The organism is Marinococcus sp. LNHM5E3-2.1, from assembly GCF_056034365.1.
Genome location: NZ_JBQLIB010000004.1, coordinates 17165 through 29813 on the forward strand (window position 1 = coordinate 17165; position 12649 = coordinate 29813).

At 34.2% G+C, this 12649-nt stretch carries 12 protein-coding genes; 11 read left to right on the forward strand and 1 reads right to left on the reverse strand.

Going from position 1 to position 12649, the window contains the following annotated elements:
- Positions 1-64: 64 nt before the first annotated feature.
- Positions 65-520 carry a GNAT family N-acetyltransferase gene (locus ACTRXH_RS06820; RefSeq protein WP_474279057.1) on the forward strand — a complete coding sequence of 152 codons (456 nt, stop codon included), beginning with the start codon at positions 65-67 and terminating at the stop codon, positions 518-520.
- A gap of 37 nt (positions 521-557) precedes the next feature.
- Positions 558-1082 (forward strand): alpha/beta fold hydrolase, encoded by a 525-nt coding sequence (locus tag ACTRXH_RS06825; RefSeq protein WP_474279055.1) that lies wholly within the window; start codon positions 558-560, stop codon positions 1080-1082.
- Positions 1083-1421: 339 nt separating this feature from the next.
- On the opposite strand, the gene ACTRXH_RS06830 is transcribed toward ACTRXH_RS06825, so the two are convergent.
- The gene (locus ACTRXH_RS06830) at positions 1422-3128 is read right to left on the reverse strand and encodes a retron Ec67 family RNA-directed DNA polymerase/endonuclease (RefSeq protein WP_474281291.1); all 1707 of its coding nucleotides are present in this window, start codon (positions 3126-3128) and stop codon (positions 1422-1424) included.
- Positions 3129-3990: 862 nt separating this feature from the next.
- Here ACTRXH_RS06830 and ACTRXH_RS06835 point away from each other — a divergent pair.
- The 9 genes from ACTRXH_RS06835 to ACTRXH_RS06875 all read left to right on the forward strand — a co-directional run bounded on the left by ACTRXH_RS06835 (position 3991) and on the right by ACTRXH_RS06875 (position 11985).
- Positions 3991-4359 (forward strand): hypothetical protein, encoded by a 369-nt coding sequence (locus ACTRXH_RS06835; protein ID WP_474281293.1) that lies wholly within the window; start codon positions 3991-3993, stop codon positions 4357-4359.
- An 89-nt stretch (positions 4360-4448) separates the two neighbouring features.
- A complete protein-coding gene (locus ACTRXH_RS06840) occupies positions 4449-4739 on the forward strand; it encodes a helix-turn-helix domain-containing protein (protein WP_474281295.1) in 291 nt (96 codons plus the stop codon).
- 143 nt (positions 4740-4882) lie between these two features.
- Complete coding sequence (locus tag ACTRXH_RS06845) at positions 4883-5737, forward strand: hypothetical protein (protein WP_474281297.1); 855 nt, start codon at positions 4883-4885, stop codon at positions 5735-5737.
- A 1063-nt stretch (positions 5738-6800) separates the two neighbouring features.
- Positions 6801-7400 (forward strand): hypothetical protein, encoded by a 600-nt coding sequence (locus ACTRXH_RS06850; protein ID WP_474281299.1) that lies wholly within the window; start codon positions 6801-6803, stop codon positions 7398-7400.
- Between the two features lie 220 nt (positions 7401-7620).
- Complete coding sequence (locus ACTRXH_RS06855) at positions 7621-7851, forward strand: tyrosine-type recombinase/integrase (RefSeq protein WP_474281301.1); 231 nt, start codon at positions 7621-7623, stop codon at positions 7849-7851.
- A gap of 167 nt (positions 7852-8018) precedes the next feature.
- Positions 8019-8990 carry a hypothetical protein gene (locus ACTRXH_RS06860; RefSeq protein WP_474281303.1) on the forward strand — a complete coding sequence of 324 codons (972 nt, stop codon included), beginning with the start codon at positions 8019-8021 and terminating at the stop codon, positions 8988-8990.
- A gap of 8 nt (positions 8991-8998) precedes the next feature.
- On the forward strand, positions 8999-9892 hold the full coding sequence (locus ACTRXH_RS06865) for an SMODS domain-containing nucleotidyltransferase (RefSeq protein ID WP_474281304.1): 894 nt from the start codon (positions 8999-9001) through the stop codon (positions 9890-9892).
- On the forward strand, positions 9855-11510 hold the full coding sequence (locus ACTRXH_RS06870) for a ThiF family adenylyltransferase (RefSeq protein ID WP_474281306.1): 1656 nt from the start codon (positions 9855-9857) through the stop codon (positions 11508-11510). Before ACTRXH_RS06865 ends, ACTRXH_RS06870 begins: the two co-directional genes overlap by 38 nt.
- The gene (locus ACTRXH_RS06875) at positions 11500-11985 is read left to right on the forward strand and encodes a Mov34/MPN/PAD-1 family protein (protein WP_474281308.1); all 486 of its coding nucleotides are present in this window, start codon (positions 11500-11502) and stop codon (positions 11983-11985) included. The genes ACTRXH_RS06870 and ACTRXH_RS06875 overlap by 11 nt, the downstream gene beginning before the upstream one ends.
- Positions 11986-12649 lie beyond the last annotated feature (664 nt).

A 12649-nucleotide genomic window follows, 5' to 3' on the forward strand; every position in this document is an offset into this window, starting at 1 on the left:
TTACATTTATCGTCTGTAATAGTTTTCTCAAGCTTCTATAACTAAACAAGGAGGTGTTACTAAGATGATTCATTGCCGAACGATCAGGAAACGGGACTATATTTCTCTACCGTTGCTTTTTGATGTATTGGGGTACACGAGCACGCCAGAGGATATCGTTAATCGCATGGACCACTTAATGCAGCTGCCGCAATACGAAGCAATTGTCGCTGTAAATGATAAAGAAGAAATTTTCGGGTTTGTTGGCTTGGGGCATATGCATTATTTTGAAAGAACGGGCACATATGGAGCTATTTTAGCTATGGCAGTGAGAGCAGATAAACAGCGCCAAGGCATTGGAACAATTTTAATCGAAGCCGTAGAGGTCTGGGCGAACCACCTTGGATGTGATGGTGTAGTAGTTTCGAGTGGTAATCGAAATGAACGGAAGGCGGCACATCAGTTTTATCAAAAACATGGGTATCTTCGCGAAGGCTCGAGCTTTGTGAAACGTTTGGAGGAGAGCGGGAGCAAAAAATAATGATTCGGCTAAACTTCAGCAAAAAGGGGGGTTATCGATGAGAGAATACTGGATTTCTGGCAATAATACGGTTTTACACTGCCTGGACAGTTCTCCGGATACTAGGGAGACAACTCCTTTATTTATTAGTCCGGGATTATCCGAACCTGCTGAAAACTATATTGATACGATCCGGGCGTTAGAGCCCCGGCGGTGTATTGTTTTTGCGCATCGGGGTAGAGGGAAAAGCAGTGCGCCAACATCAGGATATACTTTGGAGGACCATGTGAATGATATAGAGGCAGTTGCGAATTTCTTTGACCTTCACCGCTTTTATCTGATGGGGTATTCGTGTGGCGTTTCCTACGCCTTGGGTTATGCGCTACGACAACCCTCCAGGCTGGAGGGATTAATCTTAGCCGAATACCCCGCAGTCGATAAACAAATGGGTCCGGGATGGGCTGATCATTACTTGCAGACCTCATATGGAGACCAAAGAGGTAGCGATCTCATGGACGAGCAGGTCGTTCGGGGAATCGAACGAGATGCCCGGGAGTTCTCGTTTCGTTCCTCTCTTCATTAGATTTCCTGTCCGACGCTCATCCTGAGAGGTACGGGAGAAGAATCACTTTTATCTGAAGAAGAGGCCGGAGAATACCAACAAAAAATGAAAAACGCACAATCGGTAGTATTTAAACAGGCAGGGCATACCTTAAAAGAAACAGAATTCCATAAGTTTGTTCGTGTACTCCGTACATATTACAGAGTGCGAAGAACTAATAAACTTTCTTGTTAGAAGTATATTAACATAACCATTATTATCGGAAGTTGATAGCTTTAATTCCAATATAATTAGCATCCTTTATGTTTTGATAAAAAAAGAATAAACAACAAAGAAGGTTTAGGTAACTATTAACGTAAGTCATTCATTTGTATATTTTTTCACAGTTTCGCTTATATTATCTAAAATACTTCTAAAGTTATCAAAATTAATTTCAGAATAGTTCTTTGATATGTGTTGGGAAAATCTTTCTTTTCCATAGTACTTTGCATTGTCTGAATCGTTTTTTCTATTAAATTCTTTACCGTGAATTTTATGTAATAATGTTACTTCATCAAACAAATCTTCAATATCAGATTCTAATTTCTTTTTGACTAATGGAACAGTGAAAAGATATAAATTATCAACAAGTTTAACTGCTAATTTCTCTTTTAGGGTTTTCATTTCTTCACTATTTTCATCGAAATTAGCCTCATTCATAATTTGTTGAAGAGGTTTACCTTTAACCAATTCGTTGTCGAACAATAAAATTACAGGGTTGCTAGGAGAATAGGCACTTATATCCTTAAAGTAATTTGAATAGTTATTACGAATGCTTCCCTGATTGCTAATATTGCTAAATAAGTAATAAATATTTTTAAGTGCTTCAGCCCCGTCTCTGTTAATATTCAAAAAGTAGTCTAATCTTTTAGATTTTTTTAAAAATGAAACATGGAATTCGAATGTCTGATTTGTTTTTTTTGTAATTAGGTTAGGATAATCGCGGTATAAATTTTTTAAAGCTGATTTTAAATAAGTAATATCTGTTTTACCTTCGGTCACAATAAGCGGTTTTGGGTTAGCGTAAAAATACTTATAAAATAAAAACTTTTGATATTCACGTTCACTCGCTTTGAAGTTATCAAATCGATGTTTATAATCTCTACTGTTTCTACCCTTTCTTTTATTATTGTACCAATCAAGTTGATTAATAAAAGAAAACCTTCCTTCTAATTGGTCAACAGTTCCCACTTCTTCATCAATTTCAAAATGTCCTTGAGTATAAAGCTTATGCGCCATGGCTCTGGTATTTTTATAATATTCTCTAGGTACATTCACTTTTTGGTTAACAACTAGGCCAGTAACTACTTGCCTCGAATCTTTAAACTGCAATCTTGTTTTATTTTTATTAATATCAAATCCTGAACTTTTTAATTCATTAGATATTTCCTCGTGAAATCTTAACTTGTGTTTCAAAAAATTTTTATCATTAGTTGAAAAGGTTAAGTCGTCAGCGTAACGTGTATAATTCAACCGATATTTTCTTGCAATTTTTAATAATCTAAGGTCAAGGATTTCACAAATTAAATTCGTAATGACTGGAGAGCTAGGGGCTCCTTGGGGTAGTTTCCTTTGATAACAAGATAGTTGAGCGATGATCGTAGCAACTTCAATAGGTAAAAGTAAGTTGTTATTCTTATTGAAAAATCCGCGAACGCGTCCGAAATGAAAACTTTCAAAAAAACTTTCTAAGTCGATGTTTAAAACAAACCTTTTATTTCGATGAATCCTTGCATTGGTTATAATGCTTTTCTTTTTTTCAAAAGCATGAGAAATATTGTTTTTCTTCTCTCTCCATTTATCTACTTGGTGTTTATGTAAAACTATCGAAAGTTTTTGTTGTACGTCTTTAAGTTCTTCTGTAGGAGCATTAATTTTTCTTACTCCTCCGTTTTTTTTGGGTATCTCAAAGGAGTGGTATAAGTTATCAATTTTTTGTTTATACAATATGTAAGTTAATTTTTTTATAGGTATTTCGAGAATATCTGCAAGTTCGTTTCGCGTTTTTATTTCATGTAATTTTTTCATATAGATTGAAGCCGCCCCTTTATTGGAAAAACGTGTGGCCACTCATTAGGCGAAGTGAAGCGAAGTTGCTAAGACGTTAATATATTAAATAACGTAGAGAAAGCAAATGTCCCTCCCATTTTTGTCACTACTTGCGAAACACAAGTAAGAAAATCTAGCCACACGTTTAAAATAATTATACAATAGTTTTTTCTATATTTGTTAAAGTAAAGCATTAAAAATTTCCGCTTCAAAATTTTAATCTAATATGGACGCTGTTAAAGGCAGGACTGTTTATTTGGTTGTAACACTAGTATGGCTTGACGCGAGATGTGCTTTTTAATGCTTAAAAACACTGTACGATGAGGAATGTTTCCAATGTTTGCCAAGTACACTGCTTATTTCATTATTTCCTTCCTTCTTCAACTTACTTTTTATAGTTTCATTCACCAAAGCGCAGATGTAACATTTATCGATATATTGGGCGTTTCATTTTTCATTGTATTGTTTGCTTTTGTACTAGATAAGTTATTGAGCAGGAAAACAAATACAAGTTAAAAAAGCCGGATAAGAATCTACGTCTTAAAATGTTAGCTTATCAGCCTGCTCCTGTATTCATCTCTGGGGGCTTCTTTAGTTTTTGCACCATTAACTTTTTCTAATTTACCCCAAGAATGACTATCCAGACGGCACGTTTTATCCTTTGATAGCATCTGAAGTATTCTTCCTTTCTTATGCAATTCCAGGTTTTTTAGTTAAAAATTCGAGGTAAAAAAAAGCATTGATTATAGTATGTGAACGAAAAGTAGATTTATTATTAAATTGATAGCGTTTGTGCTATCATAGGGGTATAGATATTCTCATAGGAATGGATGGACCAACGATGGCATATGATGTACAAGCATTAGGGAATGTCCCTATGTTCGAAGATTGGCTTTTTAATGCCGCGACACAGGAATGGCAGCAACGAGATCGCCAGGGGATTTGGGGCAAAACCGCAGATCAGTACATCCGGCAGCGAGCGATCCTCGAATATAATCCATATCCGCCGGAAGAACTCCAAACAGGGAGAGACGCTGTACCACCGTCGATTAAACAGGTATATCGAAATACGGAACTAGAAGAACTGTATCGTTGGGGGATCGATGGCGCTAAAACAGGCAATCATCGTTTGTTGTTTTTGATTTATGAAGGGCAGAGGGTGTTATTGCTGCATCATTTTGATAAGACGTATAACGGCGCGATTCGATGACCGGATATTGCCCCAGCTGCACAATGCTATGAAACTTATTTAACCAAAGATACCGAATAAAAAGGATTAAGATAAAGGAGGCAATTGATATGAGTAAGGCATTCGATCATTACCAAGAAGCCGTGGGAAAAGCACACATTGATCGGCTAAAGCAAGAAGCAGCTTTGGCAGCGACCATCAAAACCGAGCGTCGACGCCAAGGTCTTTCTCAACAGGAGTTGGCAGATGCGATTGGAAAGCCTAAATCTACCATTGGGCGTATTGAAGCAGGGATCACGGTGCCACAGGTTTCTACCCTTTTGGCTATTGCTCAGGTATTACACACGACCTTTTCGATTGGGGAAGCGCTGTCTGATACAAACGGTAAAATATCATTATAAATGTTAAATAAAAGCTTTCGGAAATTTAATTTCGGAGGCTTTGTTCATTTCATTACATTAGCTTATTCTTTAATTATTTTGAAAAATATGTTAATAAATATAACAAGAACGAAACTTTAGTAATGAAAGAAGGGAAGTTCTGGATGTATTTAGGATTAACTGACCAACAGATAGAAAGATTAAATTATGAGTTGATAGACAATGAAACTAGACTTAAATTAACCCGTTTAATTAAACATTATGTTAAATCTTTTTCACCTGACACACAGATTATCAAAATGAATGAATATATTAATATAGCAAGGAACGCCTTACATTATCCTATTTTCACTTTAATGGAGGATGAATCCGGGTTTTATGATCCTCACCAACACGCTTTTCATAATGCTGAGATTGAACTCATAATGAAAAGGCCAAATACTGCAAAATTAATTGAGATAATAGGGGATTATGTAAATCAAGGATTAATAGAAGAGGATAAGGTAAATCAAATCTTAAAAGATGGAAGTATTTTCGTAGAGTTTGAAAGCGATAGAGATGACGAAATGCAAATAAAAATTCCTTCTGTGAATGAACTAGATGATGAACGTCCGGAACAAGAAGAAATAGTGAATATAAGAATACTTTTTAAAAGAATGGATACTGCCTATCAAAATGAAGATTATTCAAATGTTTTACACGCTTCGGCTTCGATATTTGAAACTTTGGCTAAGGACATTCTTAAAGATAAAAAAGTTGAAAATAAAACTTTAGGTAAGATTCTTAAACACTATAAAGAGGAATTTAAACTTCTTGAACCAATAGTCGCCTATATTGAAAGAGTTTATATTGAACGAGGTAAGATACCATTGTCTGGTCATGGCTCTACTAAGGAACCAAATATTTCAAAGCGAGAGGCGTCAGTTCTTCGAACTATAACTCAAGCTATCGTAAAAATGGAACGTGAGTTTCGAGATATAGAAAAAGAAATAGACCCTAAAGAAGCTCATGGATATTAATTTTGAATAATTTAGATTACTTTTAGAAGATTTATCACTTTAACAAAAGGTCCTGTCCCGTTTTTGGGATAGGACCTTTTCCGTGCTCAAAATTTGTTAAGGCACAATAATATGGTAACAACGCATGACCTTTGCACAAGATAAATCGAGAGTATCTTTAGCTCATTGAAAACTAAGTGTCACTTTCGTTGGTATTATCTCCTACTAGGCAGCTTCTGTCTAGTATATTAGGTACTAGATAAGTCATCTCATAAATTCAAACTTGATTGTTTCTAATTGTTAGAATCACGCTTTTGAATACTTTTTAAATAATTTGGAGGAAGATCAGAATATAAATCTTTAATGTTCTCAGGTTCAGTAATAGTGACACTTATAATTTGATTGATCAACTTAAATAGAAATAAAACTTCGTTTTCTTTATCATTAAGATTGATAGTACCTGGATATGCGCCTTCATTTCCAAAATAACGTAATATATCAAGTCCTTGATGTAAGTACTTAGGGATACGCGAATCGTTTCTTAATTGACCTAAAAAATAATCATAATTTATAACCGGAGAAATATGCTAATGATAATCATCGGAAAATCTCCCTGTAGTTCTCGGTGCTAATGCTTCCTTTGGTCTTCATCATTAATCTGGACGGCGCCTATGTTCCTTTGATTTTCCTGGCGATCTTTGGTCCTTGCTTCCTGTTATATATGGCTGTAGGTACCTCTCTATGGAAGCAGGTGAGCAATAATAAAGATAATTATCGTATGAATGGTTGAGTCTGGGGGGAACAGTGTTATGGCTGAGCCTCATCACAATTTGTCTTCAATGGTTGGGAGTAGGACCGCTTCTGTGAAAATCCATGGCCAAAGAAGAATGTTTTTTCTCTATGCAGCATATCTAGTCAAGCAGTCGACTTTTTCATGAAGGTCGGCTTCTTTATTAAATGGCCTCTCAAAAATGTACACATTAAGAATTAATTTGTTCATAAAGATTATATACTGAAAAATCTCTTATATAATTTTAATCATTAGCGTATTTGTTACAATTGTGAAAAAAGGCGGTGAATGATTATGTTAAGCATAAAAATTAATCATAAATCTAATCCAGTTAGTGAAGAAATAGAAGAAGAATTTAAAAGAGCTTTACAAACAACTCAAGTTGCACAAAATAATGTTGATATTAGTTGCGGAATAAAAAAGAGCTATGAGGATTTTTTGTATGCTGGCTTAGAAATAGCAGTTCATTATAGTAAGGAAGCAATTAATTATTTTAAAGATGAAGATCCTACCATCACTCATCCTCCTAAGATCCAATTGATAAGTGCAGGTATTCAAGTTGCTTTTTTAACCGCCGGTGTAATGTATGATAGAAGTCGAAGAGAAAAAAATATGAGATTCAAACTCGTTGATCCTGATGGGGATATTACATATATATATTTAAATGACTTTGACAGTAATCAAGATCTTAGAAATATAGATATGAAAAATTTTTTAAAGAAAATCCATCGTTTTTCTGAAGCATTTGAAACTAATAATCTACACTACACCATTTTTCCTGACGGCAAATTTTCAATTACTCATATTGTTTATATGCCTGTTATGTCAGGACACACGATAACACATCAAGTGTATGAAAAAGCAGAAAATCTTTTAATTCCTCAGAATAATTAAATTGTTATTAATTAATATAGCTAAATCCAAACCATATACATTGTATCTGTAGGATTTCCTCTAATGGAAAACGTAATATGGAGCACTTGAGCAACCGCTAAGATTATATTAACTCGAGGCACTGTAATGCTTGTTTCAATCGATCGATGTGCGCTTTTCCCCATAGAAAAATGGGGGACATTATCATGTAAACTACCTCGGGGATCGTTTCAGCAAGCTCGTGGCCACAGCTCCATATCCATTTGTCCAGCATCGTCGAGATCCTATTACGCCACACACGTGTCGTCATTATACGACCTATTACATGTTAGAACATGGGGCTGACCTTGCTTCGGTACGGGATATGTTGGGACATGCGTCGATACGAACGACAGAGCGCTATCTCCTTCGAAGAAGAAACTATGGAGAGCATGCCGGTTTGAAAGTGAATGAAAGTGAATTTACAAGTTAAGGAATAGTCTTATGTTACAGGTTGAATAATGATTGTGTACATAAATGATAAAAGAGAGATATAAGTCTGTTAAATAAATCAAGATGAACTCATTCAAAATATAAAATTGTTAATTATTTGGAATGTTATGTGATAAAATAGGCTTAGGTTAAATATAGGAGGGCTAAATGTTTAATGATTCATTTGGAAAGAGATTAGGTATTGCAATTATAATTGTTTTAGTTTTCAACTTTTTCTTCGTAGCTTATATAATACATGAAAAAAATACACAAATTGAAGAATTAGAGAGTGATATAATTTCTCTCTCTAACGAAATAGAAGAGTTAAGTAGCAACAACAATAATCAAGAAGAGTCAAATACCTCTACAATTAATTTTCTAAAAGAAGAGTTTGCAGATTATAAAGATTTTGCTAATAGTGATCGGCAAAGTTTTTTTAATTTGGTAAATCTTTTTTTTGTTGCCTTAGGCGTACTAGTTACTGGAGGAACCATTGTTCTTTATTGGATTTTTGGCCAAACAAGAAATGAGGTTAAAGAAAATGCGAGGGTAACTATCGATTCCTCTATAGCAGAAATCAGGTCCGCGGCTGATGAAAAAATTAAGACATCTATTGAACAAATAGAAGAAGATTCAAAAAATAATATCAAAAATTTAATTGATCCTAAAATCTTTGAGTATGAAGAGAAATATAAGGAATTGGAAAGATTTGTAGAAAATCAATATTCACTTCGTAACAGCAGAGTCTTAGTAGTAGCTCCTGAAGATAAGAAAGCATGCATGGAAGAATTAGAGCTTATGAGAGTAAGAAAAATAGTGGGTGAAGCACAAATAATTAATATAGATGAATATGAACTTTTTAAAGGCAAAGTGGAGAAAGATGAAATAGATATCGTGATTTATAGGTACGAGATAGATGAAGAAGAACAAAATAATAATCCGATAAGACAATATCTACAAAAATTGATAGATATTGACAAAGCTATTCCAGTTATTGTGTACGCTAAGTTTGGCAATAAGTTAGAAGGTGAAACTGCTAATATAGTTGATACTTATCCATACTCAGCAATAGCGAATATGCCAACAAGTCTCACTAGTAATATGATTTCATTGGCTAGTGTATTATCTTATGAAAGGTGAGTAATATAATGACTGTAAATGACTACTTTAATAATCTGCTTGACGAAGAAAAAATTGATGAAGCAGAGCAGGTCAGAATAAGAGAACAGAGAGATGAAGTTGAGGAAGCAATTATAAACAACTTTGGAAATAAAGTTCAAACTATAAAATATTCAGGATCAATCGCTAAAAGCACAGCGATTAATTCCAGTAAAGATTTAGATCTTGCAGTTCATTTTAAATCTGATTCATTTGATACACTTAAAAATATGTATGACGAAGTTTATGAATTTTTGAATAATAGATATTATGTAAGAAGGCAAAAGGTATCAATTGGCTTACCAGATTTTGAAGTAGATGTAGTGCCTGGAAGACGAGTTGATGAAGATGATACTACTAATAATGATGTCTCGTTATATGTTTCGGATAAAGACAGCAGAATTAAGACAAATATTGAAAAACATAAAACTCATATAACTAATAGTGGTTGCCGAGAAATAATTAAACTAATGAAAATATGGAAAAAGAATCAGCACTTAAAGTTTAAGTCTTTTGCTTTAGAACTATTAATTATAGAAGCTCTGCAATCCTCTTCAGCAATAACTTCCAAAGATAAGTTAAAAGAAGTGTTAGAATATATTGAAGAGAACATTGAAACAGTAGTTCTTATTGATCCTGCTAACTCTAATAATAAAGTGTCAGATGCAATTGACTACTATAGGAAATCTTTTATGAAAACTACTGCATATACAAGCTTAAGCTATCTTAAAGATGTAGAAGAAGAAAAAGAAACTGAATTATCAGCTTGGAAAAAAGTTTTTAATGATTTTTCGAGAGATTCAAGTCAAGATAGCTCTTCAACGAATGTAACTAAGAGAAATACTAGTGACTGGGGAAGGCAACCAAATAGAAGGCATGGGTGATGAAATGCTGTGGTACGAAGAAATGCCTGAAATTTTTACAAGAGAAAGAGAAATTCTCGAAAATAAAGGGTTTTATTTAAATGAAAATAACACAAAAATGATTGAATTTATAGGAAAATCTTCTGTAATATCCGATTACCCACTAAGAATAATATATCCATCTGGTTACCCTTCTTTTCCACCCACTATTATAAGCGATGTGGAAGATGATCTTATATTAGTGAGACATCAAGCTAAAATAAGTAAAGTTTTATGTTGTTTTGGGTTTGCTTCGGAAAGATGGAGAGCTAATTTTACAGCTAGAGAGGTTTTACAAGAAGCAGAAGATTTAATAGTAAATTATTCTCCAATATCTTATGAAGAAAGCTCTTTAGAAATCGATGAAGTGCCCGAACCTGTAATAAATCAATATAACTACTCTGAAGGTGGAATACTAATTCCTTCTCCATTTGGGGATTTAGACTTTGAAAATTTACCAGGAAAAATGTCAGGAAAACTTTCATACGATTTAAAAAATTTTAAACGCGGAATACTGAAGTCTTTACGTATAGACGATCATTATGTAGCGGCAGATAAAGGATATCAATCTTGGTATGATAAATCTACTGTGCATAACATTAATGTGTACAAAGTTGATTCCCCTCCACCTGTTGAGACAAAGCTTGTTTTAGAATGGTTAAAAAAAAGAAATATCAAGATAGAAAAAAAACCTAATAATTTTATATTTTTTGTTTTTGAAGATGAATGGGGTGTTAAAGATAATAAAAAATTGGCTTGGGTTGCTCTAAAGGTAATACAGGGCAATTTTTATTGGGTGCAATGTTTTATTGTTAGTGATGATGATATTGCAATGCGCACTCCAAGTGGCATAAAACTTCGGGATGTGGAAGTAACTATAGTCGGGACAGGTTCAATTGGTTCGATAGTTGCTACTACGTTGGCCCAAGAGGGTGTAAGTGACTTTAATCTTTTTGATTATGATGTTTATGAGCCATCAAATAGTATTAGGCACCAAGTTGGTCAAAACTTCTTTGCTCTATCTAAAGTTTTTGGGTTAGAGCATAGAATTAAAGAACTATCTCCTAACGCGGAAGTGAATATTAATAGATTTGGTGTTGGTCAAACAAAAATTACAGAAAAAAATAATGAATTCTTAGAATGCATAAATGGTTCTCATATTGTAGTTGATGCTACTGGCGAACATAGTGTTTCACATTATCTAAATAGGTTGTGTGTTGATCAAAAAAAACCATTGGTAATAAGTTCAATTACAAATGGAGCATGGAGTACAGAAATCTTTAAGTATATTCCAAATGTTTCAGGTTGTTGGGGATGTTGGAATACAGCTTTTGGAGACTTTACTCCCCCAAGTGCGCCAATTGAAGAAATGCAATTTGCACCTGGGTGTGATCAACCTACATTTGTTGGAGGCATGGCTAGCATCAATATAGCTGGGGGTTTAATAGCTGAAGCTGTTATGGATACACTTTTTAATGAAGATAACGATTCTCATTATATTAGATGGAGTGAAAAGAATAAAAATGGACAACGTGATTACACCATAGAGCGTTTGTCCCTCTACCCTTTAGAAAATTGCGGTGTTTGTAATGGAAATTGATAAGGTTTTAATTACTAAAGAGTGTAAAGCTCAAATACGAAAGACTGTAAATTGCTTTGGAGAAGAGGCAGAGGTTGGCGGTGCATTGGTTGGTTACCATTCTAATAATACGATAACTATTACTCACGCTTCAAATCCTGGGAAAAATGCTATAATGAATTCATCTTCGGTAACCATTGATGGTCAAGCAACTACTGAATTTTGTAATAATCTTAATCGATTATCTGACCATAAACTTTATTACGTGGGGGATTGGCACACTCACTTATCTAATAACTTGCAACCCAGTGACATAGATTTACAAGCCATGATCAGCCTATCTGAATATATTCCTGAAAAGTTTAGAGAATCTATTCTAACAGTAATATTTAATCATTTTAATCTTGATGATTTAAAAATTTATCAATTGAAGAACAAACAACTTGTTTCGACCTCTTTTTATGAAATAGAGAAACCAAGTTGGATTAAATTATAAATGACTTGCTTTTAATTATGACATGGTTGGCATAGAATAATAGCGGCCATGTCATATAAGTCAATGTAAAATTTCACGTATCATATTTACAACATTTAAAGATACTACTCATGAAAGGATATTGTTAAAAAGGGTTTTTCAATACCTAAGGAAATACAACATATCCTAGATTATAAGATGATCATTTAATTTCGATTACTCCCCCGAGGACGCGTCCCGGTCAAAATTAGCCATGGGTCCCAGTTTGGGAAATTAATCGTAGCCTGTACGCGGTGGGAAGCAGACGGCAGGTACAGCGGAATTCGAATAAAAGAGTGTTGAACTTATGTGTGCTGTTTCATGAAAAGCTACAGGCTGATCCGCATGTAGAAGAGTAAACAATCTAATGGTTTCGAAAGTTCGAAAAGGTCTACCTCTTCTCCAAAGAACATACCTAACCCGGGTGGTTGTAAGATCCGCTGTAACAACATTCCGAATCTTAAATCCGTTATCTTTTAGAATATCGGGCAAAGAGCCTGCCAACGACTATGTTTGAAGATTTAGTGACTGATAGAAAAGATAGAAGTCACCGCGAAGTTCAATAAAAATTTTAATTAATTCAAACTCTTGAACCAATCACAGGCGTTAAAACAATCCCACATCAAAAGCAAAGATCTTATAGAAA

Bases quoted from the DNA above. Each gene is read 5' to 3' on its own strand.
- ACTRXH_RS06820 (WP_474279057.1), top strand. From the start codon at position 65: ATGATTCATTGCCGAACGATCAGGAAACGGGACTATATTTCTCTACCG.
- ACTRXH_RS06825 (WP_474279055.1), top strand. From the start codon at position 558: ATGAGAGAATACTGGATTTCTGGCAATAATACGGTTTTACACTGCCTG.
- ACTRXH_RS06830 (WP_474281291.1), bottom strand. From the start codon at position 3,128: ATGAAAAAATTACATGAAATAAAAACGCGAAACGAACTTGCAGATATT.
- ACTRXH_RS06835 (WP_474281293.1), top strand. From the start codon at position 3,991: ATGGCATATGATGTACAAGCATTAGGGAATGTCCCTATGTTCGAAGAT.
- ACTRXH_RS06840 (WP_474281295.1), top strand. From the start codon at position 4,449: ATGAGTAAGGCATTCGATCATTACCAAGAAGCCGTGGGAAAAGCACAC.
- ACTRXH_RS06845 (WP_474281297.1), top strand. From the start codon at position 4,883: ATGTATTTAGGATTAACTGACCAACAGATAGAAAGATTAAATTATGAG.
- ACTRXH_RS06850 (WP_474281299.1), top strand. From the start codon at position 6,801: ATGTTAAGCATAAAAATTAATCATAAATCTAATCCAGTTAGTGAAGAA.
- ACTRXH_RS06860 (WP_474281303.1), top strand. From the start codon at position 8,019: ATGTTTAATGATTCATTTGGAAAGAGATTAGGTATTGCAATTATAATT.
- ACTRXH_RS06865 (WP_474281304.1), top strand. From the start codon at position 8,999: ATGACTGTAAATGACTACTTTAATAATCTGCTTGACGAAGAAAAAATT.
- ACTRXH_RS06875 (WP_474281308.1), top strand. From the start codon at position 11,500: ATGGAAATTGATAAGGTTTTAATTACTAAAGAGTGTAAAGCTCAAATA.